The organism is Massilia sp. CF038 (assembly GCF_900129765.1).
Taxonomy (GTDB): domain Bacteria; phylum Pseudomonadota; class Gammaproteobacteria; order Burkholderiales; family Burkholderiaceae_D; genus Telluria_A.
On the sequence record NZ_FQWU01000001.1, the window covers coordinates 509,707 to 526,671 of the forward strand.

A 16,965-nucleotide genomic window follows, 5' to 3' on the forward strand; every position below is an offset into this window, starting at 1 on the left:
TCAAATTCGGTCGGTGGCGGTCAGGGCGCCGGCGCGCCTGAAGTAGGCGCGTGCGTGTTCGCCGTCGCGGTGGATGGCGGCCGTGAGAGTGGTTAGGTCGCTGTATTTTTCTTCGTCCCGGATCTTTTCCAGGAATTCGACGCGCACCACTTTGCCATAGCAGGACTGGGCAAAGTCGAAGACATGCACCTCGAGCAGCTGGCGGCCGCTGTCGTCGACGGTGGGGCGCACGCCAAGGCTGGCCACGGCCGGCAAGGGCTGGTCGGCCAGGCCATGCACCTGCACCACAAAGATGCCGGCCAGGGCAGGGCGGTGCGCCACGCGCAAATTAAGGGTAGGGAAGCCCAGCGTGCGGCCCAGCTTCTGGCCGTGGATCACATGGCCGGAAATGGCGTAACCGTGGCCGAGCAGTTGCTTGGCCTGATTGAAGTCGCCCTGGGCCAGCGCCGCGCGCACAGCCGAGGACGAGACGCGCACGGCGCCCTCCATCACGGTGTTGAGTGTTTCGACCTGGAAGCCGTGCTGACGGCCTGCTTCGATCAGGGTGGCGACATTGCCGGCGCGGCGGGCGCCGTAGCAAAAATCGTCGCCCACCATCAGCCATTTGACGTGCAAGCCGTCCACCAGCACGCGGCCGGTGAAGTCTTCTGGCGGCATGCCGGCAAAGTGGGCGTTGAAGTGTTCGACGATGACGCGGTCGATACCGGCGTTTTCCAGCGACTCGAGCTTGTCGCGCAAGTTGGCGATGCGGGTCGGCGCACGGCCCGGTTCGCCCGCGCGTTCGGCGAAAAACTCGCGCGGATGCGGCTCGAACGTCATCACTGCCGCTTCGATGCCCAGGCTGTCGGCGGCCGCGCGCACGCGCGCAAGCAGCGCCTGGTGGCCGCGATGGACACCGTCGAAGTTGCCGATCGTGAGAGCGCAAGGCGCGCGCGCGCGATCGTTGGGAAGTCCGCGAAATACCTTCATGGGCTGGGGTGACGTAAGCTGTTGTGAAACACTGGAAATAGAGATTATACGGTCAAAGCGAAAAAGCGCTGCCTGCAAGATGCAGGCAGCGCTTTTCGGGAGCTGCTAGAGCAGAGGGACAATCAAGACATTGGATGGTTGATGGCCATGATCCAGTAACGTGCCAGTTCAGCCGTACCATCTTTGCCGCCGACCGTTTTCAGGGTCGAAATGGCTTGCTGTTTCTTGCCAGCGGCAGCGAACGCTTCACCCAGACGCAGTTTGGCGTCTTCAGGATTGCGCAGGCCGTCAGCCTTGATGGCTTCTTCCATCATCTTCAGGCCCTTGTCGGCCTGGCCTGCCTGTACCAGGGCGTAACCCAGGTTCAGCAAACCATTGTTGTCGCCGGCCTTGACCAGTGCAGCTTCGTTGGTGGCAAGATTTTTGGTGTTGTCAGCCAGGGTCTTGTCCGCCAGGTCTTTCAGGCGCTGGTGGCGGCCCGCGTCGGCGCCGGTGCCCAGAATGCCAGCCTTGTAGCCTTTTTCGATGATTTTGACCGCTTCGGCAGCCGCGCCATCACGCAGAACCAGCTGAGCCAGTTCCATGTAGTCGGACGGCTTTTTCAGCAGGTTGTTGGCCAGTTTCAGGCGCAGCACGTCGATGTTCAGGCGCGAGGAGAAGCCAGGCTTGCTGACTACGCGGTTGAGCAAGTCTTCCCAGTAGGTGCGCTGTGGGTAGTGCTGGGCCAGCTTTTCGATGGTGCCAACGTAGTTCTGCTTGTCGCCGCTCATGTTTTGCAGATTGGCCAGCATTTTCAGCTGGTCTTCCTGCGGCGCGCGGCCGGCTTTTTCAGCAGCGCGCAGGTCGTTGTTGAGCAGCTTCATCGCTTCGTTGATGTTACCCATCGAAACGTAGTTCTGGATCAGGTAGCCGCGCAGCTGCGGGCTGTCGCCCTTGGCCAGTGCCTTGTTGATGGCAGCGTTGGCTTTGCCGTATTCCTTGCCGCGCATGTAGATGCCGACCAGGCCTTCGGAGAACTTGGCGCTTTCAGCGGCGGACAGCTTGCCCGAGTTGATCAGGTTTTCAAACGATTTTGCTGCCGTGTCGTAGTCGCCGGCGGACGAAGCCGCGGCAGCGCGCACGCGCTCGATCAGATAGGATTCATTGGCGGTCTTGTTGCCGACATTGTCGAGCTTGCGCAGCTCGGCCAGGGCGCCTTTGGCGTTACCCGAGCTCATCATTTTCTGGGCAGCCTGCAATGGGCCGCCGATTTCTGCGCGCACCGTTTCGGCGGCGTAGGCGGTCGACAGACCGATAACTGGGGTTACTGCGGTGAAACCAAGTGCGGCCATTGCGAGGCCAAGGTGGGCGAGGCGAGATTTGATCATTATGAATCTTTCAATCAAAAGCAAACGGCAGGGTGACCCTGCCGTTTGTCTATTAGCAATAGCGCTTATTGGAACTGCTCGTTACCGACCATGCCGATCTTGGTCACGCCAAGACGCTGGGCACTGGCCATCACGCCAGCAACATATTTGTAGGAAACCAGTTTGTTCGGACGCAGGTGAACTTCAGGCTGATCCGGCATTGCTGCCACGCTCATCAGCTTGTTGTCGAGTGCCTTGCGGTTCGGAACAACTTCGTTATCCCACAGAATGGTGCCGTCGAAATCGACGTCGATCGTGATGACAACAGGTTCAACCGGGTTGGCCGGTGGATTGCCCGTTGGCATATTCAGATTGACCGAGTGGTTCTGCTTCGGAATCGTGATAATCAACATGATAATCAAGACCAACATTACGTCGATCAAGGGAGTCATGTTCATTTCCATCATTGGTTCCGGGTCTGCCCCTGGGGCAGTTGCACCGACGCTCATACTCATGGTGTTTCCTTTCTAATGTTGGGACCCGTCGCAGCCAGCGGGCGAACCCGCCGCTGCGACTGAAGGGGCTAATTACTTACCGGCAGTTTTATCTGGCGGTTCAGTAATAAAGCCGACCTTCTGGATACCAGCACGTTGAGCCGTAAAGATCACCTTGCCAACGAATTCGTAGCGTGTTTCTTGGTCGCCACGAACGTGTACCTCAGGTTGCGGCAGCTTGACCGATTCCTTTTTCAGGAATTCGAACAATTCGTTCGTGTCGGTCAGGCGCTTCTGGTTCCAGTACATGTCGCCATCTTTGTTGACAACGATGTTGACCGTGGTTGGCTTAGGCTTCAATGCCTGGTTGGTCTCCGAAGGCAGGTTAATCTTCTGCAGCTTCAGAACAACCGGGCTCGTAATCAGGAAGATGATCAGCAGAACCAACATGATGTCGACCAGCGGCGTCGTGTTGATTTCTGACATGACGGCATCTTCTGCTCCGTTATCGGAGCCGACGCTCATGCCCATGGTAATTATCCGATCTTTTTAGCGCCGGCAGCGCGGCCAGCTTCGCTGGTCGACATTGCGCCGGAGATCAGTACCGAGTGAACGTCGGCGCTGAACGAGCGAACATCTTCCATTGCGGTCTTGTTACGACGAACCAGCCAGTTGTAACCCAGAACGGCAGGAACTGCGACCACCAGACCGAATGCGGTCATGATCAGCGCTTCACCCACTGGACCTGCTACTTTGTCGATCGATGCGTTACCCGACATACCGATGGCGGTCAGCGCGTTGTAAATACCCCAAACGGTACCCAGCAGACCGATGAACGGTGCGGTCGAACCAACGGTTGCCAGGAACGACAGACCATCTTGCAGACGCGATTGCACTTTATCGACAGCGCGCTGGATCGACATCGTCACCCAGGTCGACAGATCGATTTGTTCGAGCAGGGCGCCATCGTGGTGGACAGTGGCTTTGGTGCCGGTTTCAGCGATGAAGCGGAATGGGCTGCCTTCTTTCAGAGCGGCCGAACCAGCTGCGATCGACGAAGCTTTCCAGAACTTGGCCTGGGTTTCTTTCGATTGCTTCATGATCTTCATCTGATCGATCAGCTTGGTGATGATGATGTACCACGAACCCATCGACATCAGGCCCAGGATGATGGCGGTGCCTTTGGTGACGAAGTCGCCTTCGTTCCACATTGCGCCGATACCGTATGGGTTGTGTACTTCTTCTTTGGCGCCTGGCGCAACTGCTGGGGCATCGGCAGCTGGAGCGGCTGCTTCGGTAGCCGCTGGTGCTGGGGCTGCGTCGGCAGCAGGTGCTGCGTCAGCTGCAGGTGCGGTTGCCGCTGGAGCAGGAGCGTCAGCGAATGCTGGAGCCGAAACCAGTGCCGACATTGCCGACACCGAGAACAGGACAGCCGCCAGGACAGCGGACAAACGGGTATTCTTAAACATGCTTCCTCCAAATATATAAAATAATCAGTTCGCTGAACAGAATGACAACGAAAATCATGGGGTGAGGCTGTACATCACCTCGGTTTTTATTCCAGCGTCCAGACGTACTGCATTTGCATCCACGCTTGTTCAGGCTTGCCGTCAACCATACCTGGCTTGAAGCGGCACTTGCCAATACCGGTCAGGGCTGCCCGGTCGAGATCGCGGAAGCCGCTCGACTTGGTGACCTTCGAATCAGCAACACGACCATCGGTACCAATCAGGAACGACAAGGTGACCGTTCCGGTTTCTTCGTTGCGCAGCGAGGCTTTCGGCCACTCTGGCTTGGCGCAGGTGTTGAAGTCTGCAACCGCTGCAACGCGAACCGAACCAGTTGACGGCGGCGCGACGGTGGTCGGGCCTGGCGGCGTTTTGACCAGATCGTTGGTTGCCGGCTTGGCCGTCGACACGTTCGCGATCGGCGTTTGCACTGGTGGTGGCTGCTGCACGTTCACTTCAACCGGCGGGATGAATGGCGGCGGAGGTGCCTTCATTTCCGGCGGCGGCGGTGGCGGCGGCACTTCTTTTGGTGGAGGAGGCTTGACTTCCTCAATGATCTTGGTTTCCACCGCATCTGCCATCTTGGTGACCATGCGCGTACCCAGGCCGCTGACGAGGCCCCAGATGACCAACGCGTGGATCAAGACGACTACCGCAATGCCAGTGAAATTCTTCCCGGTTTGCTTCTCGTGCGAAAAATTCATGCCTGCTTTCTCCAATACCAACTCTTCTTGTAGCAACTAAACCCACAAAACACGACGAAGCCTAGAGACGTGTCCGGGACGTCGGCGAATTATACCTACGTATGCGTTTTTTACCATCCCCTTTTTGATGCCAAAAAGCTGGCCCGAAACGGGGTGAAAAGCCGGTTTGAAACCGTTTCCAAAAAGACCACCTGCATCTTCTAGCAATAAAAGCAATACGCGGTGCATTTACCGTGTGGAGTATTTCCTCTACCACCCAATATTAGGAAATATTGAAGGTTTTGTCGACGCTTCTTTAGCGCCTAGCCTCAAACACCAAATAAAGTTTGCATGTGCCGTGGCGATAATGCTAACTATATCGAGTTTTTGTCATGCAGGGCGTTCTATTGAAAGTCCGGATTTGCAGTCTTTGGCAGGGGGTTCCGTCAGGCCGCGCAAACAGGGTTTGCGGGTGCTTCCGGGACGCCGCCAGAGGCCGCGCGACGCACCCTGCTATACGCAGGGGAAATGACCGTCATCACGGTAGCAATATAGCATATTGATGTGCCATGCCTAGCGTTTTTTGCGCGGACATGGCAAATGGTGTTGCGTGATGGTGGCAGGCGGGGAAGGAGTTGGAAGAAACGTTGTTGCGATGCCATGTCGACAGCGCGCCGCCCCGCGAGCGCGCCGTCGTCTTGTTCAGTTACGGTTGCGCTTCTCGCGCTTGCACTCAAGACTGCTCACCACATTCCCCTCCGGGTCAACGGTATCGAGCCGGACATCGAAGCCCCACAGACGCGCCACATGCTTGAGCACTTCCTGGGCATGCTGGTTCAGCGGGCGACGCTGGTACTGGCTGTGGCGCAAGGTGAGAGCGCGGTCATCGCGCGTGTTGACTTGCCACACCTGGATGTTTGGCTCGCGGTTGCCCAGGTTGTACTGGTCCGCCAGTTTCTGGCGCACTTCGCGGTAGCCCCGCTCGTCATGAATGGCCGAGATGGTCAGCTTCTCGTTATTGTCGTCGTCGAGCACGGCAAAGAAGTGGAAGTCGCGAATCAGCTTGGGCGAGAGGTACTGGGCAATGAAACTTTCATCCTTGAAGTTGCGCATGGCGAAGTCGAGCGTCTTGCGCCAGTCGCTCCCGGCAATGTCGGGGAACCATTCGCGGTCTTCGGGGGTGGGATCTTCGCAGATGCGGCGGATGTCGCTCATCATGGCGAAGCCCAGCGCGTACGGGTTGATGCCGCTGTAGTACTGGCTGGTGGCGGGCGGCTGATACACGACATTGGTGTGGCTCTGCAAAAATTCGAGCATGAAGCCATCGCCGACCACGCCTTCTTTATAGAGCTCCTGCAAAATGGTGTAGTGCCAGAAGGTGGCCCAACCCTCATTCATCACCTGGGTCTGGCGCTGCGGGTAGAAGTATTGGGAAATCTTGCGCGTGATGCGGACCATTTCGCGCTGCCAGGGTTCCAGCAGCGGCGCATACTTTTCAATGAAGTACAGCAGATTTTCTTCGGGCTCGGGCGGAAAGCGCGGCGGTGGCGCGTCGGCCGCCTCTTCATCGCGGCGCGGCACCGTGCGCCACAGGGCATTTACTTGCGACTGGGCGTATTCTTCGCGCTCCTTCTGGCGTGCATTTTCCTGCGCCATCGACAGCTTGGCCGGGCGCTTGTAGCGATCCACCCCATAGTTCTGCAGGGCGTGGCAAGAGTCGAGCAGCAACTCCACCGCGTCGATGCCATGGCGCTGCTCGCACTCGGCGATATAGTTTTTGGCGAACACCATATAGTCAACGATGGCGTCAGCGTCGGTCCAGGTGCGGAATAAATAGTTTCCTTTGAAAAATGAATTGTGCCCGTAAGCAGCATGCGCGATCACCAGTGCCTGCATGGTCAAGCTGTTCTCTTCCATCAGATAGGCGATGCAGGGATTCGAATTGATGACGATTTCGTAGGCCAGGCCCATCTGCCCGCGCTTGTAGCTTTTCTCGGTCGACAGGAAGTGCTTGCCGAACGACCAGTGGTTGTACGACACCGGCATGCCCACCGAGGTGTAGGCATCCATCATCTGCTCGGCGGTGATGATTTCCAGCTGGTTGGGATAGGTGTCGAGGCCAAAGCTCTTCGCCACCCGGCGGATCTCTTCGTGCGCGTGCTCGATCAGGTCGAAAGTCCATTCCGACTGTTCGGGCAGGGCGCGCGGATGTTTGGGGTCTCTGGGCATGCAAGCTCCTTGCTGCGGGTTCGGCTATTTGGGCTGCTTTTTAAACAGCTCGCGGAACACGGGGTAGATGTCGGCCGGCGTGACGATCTTTTGCATCGCAAAGTTCTGATGGTGATCGGACACTTCGGCATACTGGTCCCACAGGTTTTGTGGCGGCCCGTCGGTGATTTCGACATAGGTGTAATACTGGACGGCAGGCATGATGGTGTTGATCAAGAGCTGCTTGCACAGCACCGAATCGTTGTCCCAGTTGTCGCCGTCCGAGGCCTGGGCCACGTAGCTGTTCCATGCGCCGCTGCCGTAGCGCTCGCCAATGATCTTGGTCAGCAAGTGCAGGGCCGAAGACACCACGGTGCCACCCGATTCGCGCGAATGGAAAAATTCTTCCTCGCCCACTTCGGCCGCGGCCGTGTGATGGCGGATGAACACGACCTCGATCTTGTCGTAAGCGCGCTTGAGGAACAGGTACAGCAAAATAAAGAAGCGCTTGGCAGTATCCTTGCGCGACTCGTCCATGGAGCCCGAGACATCCATGATGCAGAACATCACGGCCTGGGTCATGGGTTTGGGCACCTTGATCCGGTTGCTGTAGCGCAGGTCGAACGGATCGATGAAGGGAATCGCCAGCAGCTTGGTATGCAGGTGATGGATCAGATGCTTCAATTCGAGCACGCGCGGATCGTCCATCTCCACGCCTTCTTCGAGCAGGGCCAGCAGCTCGCGCTCGGCGTGAATCAAGTTCTTGCGTGAACTGCCGCCCACCGCAATGCGCCGGCCCAGCGCACCGCGCAGCGAGCGCAGCACGTGGATATTCGACGGCGTGCCCGACATATTGTAGCCAGCACGATGGTTCTTGAATTCGGTGGTGGCGGTCAGCTGGGTCTTGACCATATTTGGCAATTCCAGGTCTTCGAAGAAGTAATTCATGAATTCTTCGCGCGACAGTTCGAAGATGAAATCGTCTTCCGACGTCTGGTCACTGTTGCCGGCTTTGCCGCGGCCGGCACCGCCGCCGCCGCGCGGCCGGTTGAACTGGTCGCCCTTCTGGTATTCCTTGTTGCCGGGGTTGATGGTTTCCCACACGCCGCCGTGGGCGTGGCCGAAATTCGGTTCGTTGACGTCCTTGACCGGAATCGAGACTTTTTCGCCGTTCTCGATATCGGTGATCGAACGGCCTTTGATGGCGCGCCCGACAGCATCCTTGATCTGGCTCTTGTAACGCCGTAGGAAGCGCTCTCGGTTGATCGCTGACTTGTTCTTGCCCTGCAAGCGTCGGTCGATGAGATAAGTCAAAACGGGCCTCCTGCCTCAATCCTGTTACTTCCCGCGCGCCACCCGCCATGGGGGAGGGTGGCGCGCGGCCGCGTTACGACGACTTGCGTACACGCAGATACCATTCGCACAGCAGGCGCACCTGCTTGGCCGTATAGCCTTTTTCCACCATGCGCGCCACGAAGTCCGCGTGCTTGTTGGCATCCTCGGCGCTGGCCTTGGCATTAAAGGATATCACCGGCAGCAGTTCCTCTGTGTTCGAGAACATCTTCTTCTCGATCACGGTTCGGAACTTCTCGTAACTGGTCCACGCCGGGTTCTTGCCGCCGTTGGTGGCCCGCGCCCGCAAACCGAAATTGACGATCTCGTTGCGGAAGTCCTTCGGGTTGCTGATCCCGGCCGGCTTCTCGATCTTTTCGAGTTCGTTGTTGAGCGCATCGCGGTCGAAACTTTCGCCTGTGTCCGGGTCGCGGAATTCCTGATCCTGGATCCAGAAGTCGGCAAAGGTCACGTAGCGGTCGAAAATGTTCTGGCCGTATTCAGAGTAGCTTTCGAGGTAAGCCGTCTGGATTTCCTTGCCGATGAATTCGACGTAGCGCTGCGCCAGATGTTCCTTGATATAGGAAAAATACCGCTGTTCGGTTTCGGGCGGGAACTGTTCGCGCTCGATCTGCTGCTCCAGCACATATAAGAGGTGCACTGGGTTGGCCGCGACTTCAGTGTTATCGAAGTTAAAGACCTTGGACAAGATCTTGAAGGCAAAGCGGGTCGACAGGCCATTCATGCCTTCATCCACGCCCGCGTAGTCCACGTACTCGTGCATGGACTTCGCCTTGGGATCGGTATCCTTGAGGTTTTCACCGTCGTAGACAAGCATTTTCGAGAAGATGCTGGAGTTTTCCGGATCTTTCAGGCGCGACAGAATCGCGAACTGGGCCATCATCTTCATGGTGCCGGGCGCGCAAGGCGCAGACTCCAGCGATGAATTGCGAATGAGCTTGTCGTAAATCTTGATCTCGTCGGACACGCGCAGGCAGTACGGCACCTTCACGATATAAATCCGGTCCAGGAATGCTTCGTTGTTGCGATTGTTGCGGAAGGTTTTCCATTCCGACTCATTCGAGTGCGCCAGGATGATGCCGTCGAACGGGATCGCGCCAAAGCCCTCGGTGCCCTTGTAGTTGCCTTCCTGGGTGGCGGTCAGCAGCGGGTGCAGGACCTTGATGGGCGCCTTGAACATCTCGACAAATTCCATCAACCCCTGGTTGGCCAGGCACAGCCCGCCCGAATAGCTGTAGGCATCGGGATCATCCTGGGCGTAATCTTCCAGCTTGCGGATATCGACCTTGCCGACCAGCGAAGAAATATCCTGGTTGTTCTCATCGCCCGGTTCCGTTTTGGAAATGGCGATCTGCTTGAGCACCGATGGGTAGCGCTTGACCACGCGGAACTGGTTGATGTCGCCGTTATATTCGTGCAGGCGCTTGACGGCCCAGGGGCTGGGAATGGTGCGCAGATAACGGCGTGGAATCCCGTAGTCTTCTTCCAGGATCGTGCCGTCTTCCTCTTCGTTGAACAGGCCAAGCGGCGATTCATTGACGGGCGAGCCTTTCAGGCAATAGAAGGGCACTTGCTCCATCAACACCTTGAGTTTTTCAGCAATCGACGATTTGCCGCCGCCCACAGGGCCCAGCAGATACAGGATTTGCTTGCGTTCTTCCAGCCCTTGCGCCGCATGGCGGAAGTAGGAAACAACTTGCTCGATCACTTCCTCGGTGCCGTAGAACTCTTTGAAGGCGGGGTAAATCTTGATGACCTTGTTGGCGAAGATGCGCGACAGGCGCGTGTCGTTACGCGTATCGACCAGGGTAGGCTCGCCGATTGCCGCCAGCATGCGTTCCGGGGCGCTGGCATAGGTCAGTTTGTCCTTTTTGCACAGTGCCAGATATTCGGAGAGGGAGTATTCCTCTTCCCGGGTACGCTCGTAGCGCGCTGCGTAGTTGTCAAAAATGGTCATTTGAATGTCCTTTAGTGGGCTAACACTACATCACTCTGACTGGCAGTCGTACCGTTGGCATTCTGTCAGGCCGTTTGCTGGCGTACTCCTCTGTTTTATTCATTACATCGATCTGCTGTTTCATCAAAATTCTGAAACAAAAAACCGTATAACGATGATTATTTTTGTTCCGGATTTCTCCGGCGATTCGCGCGTGCTGCAAGGGTTTCTTACGCCTATGAAATTTATTATGTGCCTAATGGTAGCGGATGTCAAAGCAATGTATCGTGCATGTTTAAAACGTGCTTAAGTCATTGATTACAAAACAAAAAAGTCAATATTAATACGGCATGAAATGGCCGTTGCAGGCGCCTGTCATGACGCTTGAACATGGCTTTTTCAAGGCCGGTTCAAGCGCGTTGGAAACAGCGAAGGCGTATCTGCTTTTGGCCACCCGATATTGCACGAACTTGGATGCGGATGGCGCACGAAGATCGTGCGCGTGTCACACTTTTCGGGCTGCGCCGATTCGATTGCGCCGCTTGCGCTACACTTGCCGGATTGGCCAGTCCAACCCCTTCCCCGGAGACCTTGCAATGCCCACACCCGCGATCCGCACCATCGTGCAACAGATGCCCAAGGCAGAATTGCACATTCACATCGAAGGGTCACTCGAGCCGGAACTGATCTTTGAGTTGGCTCAAAGAAATGGGGTGGCGCTGGCTTATCCCTCGGTCGAGGCCTTGCGCGCCGCGTATGCATTCAGCGACCTGCAGTCCTTCCTGGACATTTATTACGCCGGGGCCAGTGTCTTGCTGCAGGAGCAGGATTTCTACGACATGACCGCCGCCTATCTGGCACGCGCGCATGCCGACCAGGTCCGCCATGCGGAAATCTTTTTCGATCCGCAAACCCATACCGCCCGTGGGGTGCCCTTTGAAACCGTGATCAACGGCATCTGGCGCGCCTGCCAGGACGCCCCCATCAGCGCCACGCTGATCATGTGCTTCCTGCGCCATTTGTCGGAAGACGAAGCCATTGTCACGCTGGACCAGGCCATGCCCCACCTGGACAAGATCATTGGGGTCGGGCTCGATTCGTCCGAGCGCGGCCATCCGCCGGAAAAATTTGCGCGCGTGTTCGAGCGCTGCCGCACGCTGGGTCTGCATCTGGTGGCGCACGCGGGCGAAGAGGGCCCGCCAGCCTATATTGAAACGGCGCTTGACGTACTGAACGTGGAGCGCATCGACCATGGCGTGCGTTGCCTGGAAGACCCGGCGCTGGTGGCGCGCCTGGCGCGCGAGCAAATTGCTCTGACGGTGTGCCCGCTGTCCAACGTGAAGTTGCGGGTGTTTGACGATATGAGTGCGCACAACTTGATTACGCTGCTCGATGCCGGTCTGGCGGCCACCGTCAATTCGGACGATCCGGCTTATTTTGGCGGCTATATGAATGCCAATTTCCTCGCCGTGTGCGACGCCCTGCCTTTGACGGCCGCGCACGCGCGCCAGCTGGCCCGCAACAGCTTTACCGCTGCGTTTATTGACCCGCAGGCGCGCCAGCGCCACCTCGACGAAGTCGATCACTATTTCTCTACCCTCTAGGACACCATGCTGCTGCAATCGTTCCGCATGACCGCGCGCGACTGGCGCGCCGGTGAACTGCGTTTTCTCCTGATCGCCCTGATCGTGGCGGTATCGGCCCTGTCGGCGGTCGGCTTCTTTATTGACCGCATGCGCAGCGGCCTCAACCGTGACGCGCACCAGTTGCTGGGCGCCGATCTGCTGATCAATGCCGACAACCCGATCGCGCCCGCCTGGCGCGCCGAAGCCGTGCGGCGTGGTTTGCTTCTGGCCGACACCGTCACCTTCCCCAGCATGGCCCAGAGCGGCGAGGGCGAGCAGTCCATGGCCCAGCTGGCATCGATCAAGGCGGTCTCGCCCGGCTACCCCCTGCGCGGTCAACTCAAGATCACCAGCGATCCGCTCCAGGCCGGCGCCGGCCAGGGCAGCAAGACCGAGGCCACGCCGGCACCGGGCACGGTATGGGTCGACCTGAACGTGCTGACGGCCTTGCGCACCAGCGTGGGCAACACCATCCAGGTGGGCGACAAGCAGTTCCGCATTGCGCAGCTAATCGCCAGTGAGCCGGATCGCGGACCCTCGTTTGCCAACTTCGCCCCCCGCGTCATGTTTGCCCTGGAAGATCTGGCGGCAACTGGCCTGGTCGACAACGGTTCGCGCGTGACCTACCGCCTGCAGGTGGCGGCGCCCTCCATCAACGACAACACCAGCGTGAGCGCCTTCGAAACCTGGATCAAGCAGCAGATCGAGACGGACAAAATCCGTGGCGTGCGGGTCGAGTCGCTTGAAAACGGCCGCCCCGAAATGCGCAATACCCTGGACCGGGCCGACCGTTTCCTGTCCCTGGTTGGCCTGCTGTCGGCCATGCTGGCGGCAGTGGCGGTGGCCATGGCGGCGCGCCGCTTCATGCTGCGCCATCTCGACGCCTGCGCCATGCTGCGCTGCCTTGGCCTGACCCAGAACCAGGTCACGCTGTTATACCTGACCGAGTTTGCCCTGGTGGGTCTGGCCGGCAGCGTGCTCGGGGTGCTGGTCGGTTTTGGCGGCCATCTGGTGCTGCTGCAGCTGATTGGCTCCCTGCTCACGACCGAGCTGCCGCCGGTGTCGGCACTGCCGGCCCTGCAAGGCGTGGTCACTGGCATGCTGCTGCTGGTCGGCTTTGCCCTGCCGCCAGTGCTCCAGCTGCGCAATGTGCCGCACAACCGCGTGATCCGGCGCGAGCAAAGTGCGCCCAAGCCGCTGGCACTGGCCACCTACGGCCTGGGGGTGTGCGTGTTTGCCGGCCTGCTGCTGTGGCAGGCGGGCGACGCCAAACTGGCGCTCATGACCGCAGGCGGCTTTTTGGCCGGCTTTGCCTTGTTTGCCGCTGCCGGCTGGCTGGGGCTGAAGGCGCTCAAGTCGCTGCGCGGCGCCGTCGACAGCCAGGCCTGGCGCTTTGCGGTCACGTCGCTGCAGCGCCGTCCCGGCGCCACCATTGTGCAGGTGGTGTCGCTGGCGCTGGGGCTGATGGCGCTGCTGCTGCTGACCGTGGTGCGCGGCGACCTGATGACAGCCTGGCGCAGCGCCACCCCGCCCGATGCACCAAACCGCTTTGTCATCAACATCATGCCGGACCAGAAGGCCGCCCTGGAGCAGCGCCTGAGCGCGGCCAGCATCAAGGAGGTCACACTGTACCCGATGATCCGCGGCCGCCTGACGGCCGTCAACGGCGATGCCGTCACCGCCACCACCTACACCGAAGAAAACGCCCAGCGCCTGGCCGACCGCGAATTCAACCTGTCGGCCACCAGGGACATGCCCGAGACGAACGAGATCGTGGCCGGCAAATGGTATGACGACAAACCTGGCGTGGCCGAGGCTTCGGTCGAGCAGGGCATTGCCAAGACACTGCGCCTGAAGCTGGGCGACAAGCTGCGCTTCGATGTGGGCGGCACGCCGGTGGAAGCGACCATCACCAGCTTGCGCAAGCTGGAATGGGGATCGATGCGGGCCAACTTCTTTGTCATCATCAATCCAGCGGCCATGGCGCAGGCCTCGCAAACCTACATGACGGCCTTCCACCTGCCGCCTGCGGCCGGCGGATTGACCAACGAGCTGGCGCGCAGCTATCCGAACCTGACCGTGATCGACGTCAGCGGCATCATCAGCCAGTTGCAGGAAGTGCTGGACCAGGTGGTGACGGCGGTTGAATTCCTGTTTACGTTCACGCTGGCGTCAGGGGTACTGGTGCTGTACGCGGCGTTGATGGGCTCGCAGGATGAGCGCACCCGCGAATCGGGCCTGCTGCGCGCCCTGGGCGCCACGCGCAAGCAGCTGTCGCGCGCGCAGTGGATCGAATTTTCGCTGGTGGGCGGCTTGTCGGGCATGCTCGCCGCCTCGGGTGCGGCGGCGCTGGGCTGGGCCCTGGCGACTTACCAGTTCAAGTTTGCGTGGACCTTCAGCCCCATGGTGTGGTTGGCCGGCCTGGTGGTCGGGGCCCTGTGCGCCGTGATTGGCGGCTGGCTTGGTTTGCGTAACGTACTGCGCCAGCCACCGTTGCAAACCCTGCGCGAAGCGTAAGTGAGGTAATTTACGCCAGTTCGCGGGTGCGCAAAAAGTCGGCAAACGAGGCGGCCGGCTCGGTCAGTTCGCCCGGTGCAAGCGGGAACAAGGCCCAGTAGAAGTTCTGGCTCCCGCGGCACAGGCGCGCCGGTTGCACATGCTTGTGCCAGCTGCTGGCAAAGCTTTTGGCGTACAGGCCATCGCCACCGCGGAACCAGGCCACAATGCAGCGCTCGCGCAAGGCCGTCAGCAGCGAATCAGGGGCATCGTTGTCGCAGGCCACCTCAAAGTGCGAATCCATGCTCGCTTCGGTTTCCACCACCAGCAGCTGCGCATTGCCCTCATGGTCGTACATGAGGATACCGGGCGGGTTCGAATACACATAGTGTTCGACAATGCCGTGTTCGCGCAGCAGTGCCCGCACCACCGCGGCAAAGGCCGGGTCGCTGACAAAGGCGTAATTGTGCAGGGCCAGCATGTCGCGCAGGGAGTCCGAGCGCGCCACAAAAAACTCGCGCTGCAGGGCGACGATTTCCGCTTCCAGCTTGTCGAGCGCGGCTTCGTCGCTTTTTTTGATGTAGCGGTCAATCAGGCCGCGGTTGAACGCGTCGACTGCCACTTTTTCATCCGCCACCCCGGTGAAGAGAATTTTTTTGCAGGGCAGATGGCGCAGGGCCTCGCACACCTGAACCCCGTTCATCTGCGGCATGGAATAGTCCACCACCAGGACCGAGGGCGTGGCAAAGCGCTGGCGGTGAAAGCTGATGCGATGAATCTGATCGATGTCGAAAGCGACGTTGCACTGCTCGTGCGCGTTGGGGTAAGTGTCATAACTGGCATGCAGCGCGTCGCTGTACTGCCCCTCGCCGTCCTGCTGGCCAAGCCAGTCAATGGCGCTGCGCGTGTCGTGGAAGGATTTGCTGGCCAGAGCGGGATCGAGCTGGAACGACAGGCTTTTCAGGAAGCTGTCGCTATCATCAATCAATACAGTCAGGCTGGGGTGCTGGTAAATCGGCAGGGACATGGCACGCTCTCAATCAATTCGGGTTGGCCTGCAGCCGCGCGGGCTGGCCGGGAAATTCAAGGACGAAGATGGTATAGGCCCACTCGCGCGACACGCAGCGGATGCTGGCGCGCCAGGCGTCGATGATCTCCTTGCACAGAGCCAGGCCGATGCCGGAGCCGGAGTTGGGCGGGTAGGAATAAAAGCGCTTGAAGATCAGCGGCAGCTGGGGTGCGGCAATGCCGCAGCCGGTGTCGATGAACAGCAGGCGTGGTGTGTCGCGGCGGCCGTCGACCACGATGCGGATCCGGCCCTTGCCGGCGCGCTGCAGCGCCTTGAGCGCGTTGCGCAGCAGGTTGAGCAGAATGACCACTGACAGTTCGTGCTTGCCCGCAAAGGTGAAGTCGGTCCGGATGTCGACCCGGACCGCGTCGCGCTGCGCCTGCGCCGTGAACGGGTAACGCCGGATGACCGATTCGACCACGGCCTGCATTGATACTTCCTCGTCCGCCTCCAGCTGGTCGCGCACCGCGCGCGCAGACAGCAGGAACAGATCGACCATGTGATTCATGTGCCGCACTTCATGCTGGATGCGGGCCATGGCTTCGCGCATTTCATGCAGGTCCGCGGCACTTGGTTTGTCCGGGCCGGACAGGCGGCGCGAAATGCCGCGCACATTGGCGTCGACGCTGACCAGTGGCGTGCGCAGTTCGTGCGATACCGTCGCCAGTCCCTGTGCCATGCCAGCCAGCTTTTCGTTGGCCAGCACGCGCCGCCCAACCTTGGCAGTGGAGATGACGATAATCGTGAAGGCGTACACCGGCAGATGCGACAGCAGCGCTTCGCTGGTGAGCACGGCCGCGTCACCGACCACGGCGAACAAAACACCGGCCACCACGGCGCCTGTGGCAAACGAAGCAAGCGCGAACAAAAACGGGAAGTGAAACAGCACGATCAGCGCGATCAGCAGCGACTGGCCCCAGATTTCTGAGCCGTGATTCATCAAATACAGGAAGACAAACTGGAAGGGCAGGACGTAGGTCACGCCAATGAACAGATAGGTGCTGCGCAGGCGCCCGGACAGCAGGCGCGCAGCCCAGGGCGCGGGCAGGCACAGGGCCGCGCCGATCAGGCGCAGCAGCAGGCTGTCGAAATGCTGGGGGAACCAGTAGGTCCAGATCACGTAGTAAGCCGGCATGCCAATGCAGCCCACCCACGACAGGACGACAAAGCGCCAGGTTTCGCCGTCAAACTGGCGTTCATAACGGTGGCGCCAGCGCAGCACGGTGTGCTGGAACCGGCACTTGAGTGGTTCGACGATGCTGGTCCAGTTTGCCATTC

The 16,965-nt window shown here is 59.4% G+C and carries 13 protein-coding genes; 2 read left to right on the top strand and 11 right to left on the bottom strand.

All coding sequences use genetic code 11. The features are described from left to right. The 9 genes from BUC24_RS02255 to BUC24_RS02295 form a co-directional block, all read right to left on the bottom strand. Entirely contained in the window at window positions 1-969 is a 969-nt protein-coding gene (locus BUC24_RS02255; protein WP_073212453.1) for a bifunctional riboflavin kinase/FAD synthetase, read from the bottom strand. Between the two features lie 122 nt (window positions 970-1,091). Continuing rightward, window positions 1,092-2,336: a tetratricopeptide repeat protein gene (locus tag BUC24_RS02260; RefSeq protein ID WP_229447971.1), complete on the bottom strand. Its 1,245-nt coding sequence runs from the start codon at window positions 2,334-2,336 to the stop codon at window positions 1,092-1,094. Between the two features lie 65 nt (window positions 2,337-2,401). Further along, complete coding sequence (locus BUC24_RS02265) at window positions 2,402-2,830, bottom strand: ExbD/TolR family protein (protein ID WP_178372467.1); 429 nt, start codon at window positions 2,828-2,830, stop codon at window positions 2,402-2,404. Between the two features lie 72 nt (window positions 2,831-2,902). Next, complete coding sequence (locus tag BUC24_RS02270; RefSeq protein ID WP_073212455.1) at window positions 2,903-3,340, bottom strand: ExbD/TolR family protein; 438 nt, start codon at window positions 3,338-3,340, stop codon at window positions 2,903-2,905. A gap of 5 nt (window positions 3,341-3,345) precedes the next feature. Continuing rightward, the gene (locus tag BUC24_RS02275; protein WP_218606476.1) at window positions 3,346-4,278 is read right to left on the bottom strand and encodes a MotA/TolQ/ExbB proton channel family protein; all 933 of its coding nucleotides are present in this window, start codon (window positions 4,276-4,278) and stop codon (window positions 3,346-3,348) included. Window positions 4,279-4,364: 86 nt separating this feature from the next. After that, window positions 4,365-5,021 (bottom strand): energy transducer TonB, encoded by a 657-nt coding sequence (locus BUC24_RS02280; RefSeq protein WP_073212456.1) that lies wholly within the window; start codon window positions 5,019-5,021, stop codon window positions 4,365-4,367. Window positions 5,022-5,702: 681 nt separating this feature from the next. Beyond that, window positions 5,703-7,229: a SpoVR family protein gene (locus BUC24_RS02285; RefSeq protein ID WP_073212457.1), complete on the bottom strand. Its 1,527-nt coding sequence runs from the start codon at window positions 7,227-7,229 to the stop codon at window positions 5,703-5,705. Between the two features lie 24 nt (window positions 7,230-7,253). Then, a complete protein-coding gene (locus tag BUC24_RS02290; RefSeq protein ID WP_073212458.1) occupies window positions 7,254-8,522 on the bottom strand; it encodes a YeaH/YhbH family protein in 1,269 nt (422 codons plus the stop codon). Between the two features lie 73 nt (window positions 8,523-8,595). Next, a complete protein-coding gene (locus BUC24_RS02295; RefSeq protein WP_073212459.1) occupies window positions 8,596-10,518 on the bottom strand; it encodes a PrkA family serine protein kinase in 1,923 nt (640 codons plus the stop codon). A gap of 575 nt (window positions 10,519-11,093) precedes the next feature. On the opposite strand from BUC24_RS02295, the gene BUC24_RS02300 reads away from it, so the two are divergent. Continuing rightward, window positions 11,094-12,101, top strand: a complete 1,008-nt coding sequence (locus BUC24_RS02300; protein WP_073212460.1) for an adenosine deaminase — start codon at window positions 11,094-11,096, stop codon at window positions 12,099-12,101. A gap of 6 nt (window positions 12,102-12,107) precedes the next feature. After that, the gene (locus tag BUC24_RS02305) at window positions 12,108-14,639 is read left to right on the top strand and encodes an ABC transporter permease (protein ID WP_073212461.1); all 2,532 of its coding nucleotides are present in this window, start codon (window positions 12,108-12,110) and stop codon (window positions 14,637-14,639) included. Between the two features lie 10 nt (window positions 14,640-14,649). Here BUC24_RS02305 and BUC24_RS02310 read toward each other — a convergent pair whose 3' ends face one another. Further along, window positions 14,650-15,645 (bottom strand): response regulator, encoded by a 996-nt coding sequence (locus tag BUC24_RS02310; protein WP_073212462.1) that lies wholly within the window; start codon window positions 15,643-15,645, stop codon window positions 14,650-14,652. A gap of 13 nt (window positions 15,646-15,658) precedes the next feature. Further along, window positions 15,659-16,963, bottom strand: a complete 1,305-nt coding sequence (locus BUC24_RS02315; RefSeq protein WP_073212463.1) for a sensor histidine kinase — start codon at window positions 16,961-16,963, stop codon at window positions 15,659-15,661. Between the last annotated feature and the right edge of the window lie 2 nt (window positions 16,964-16,965).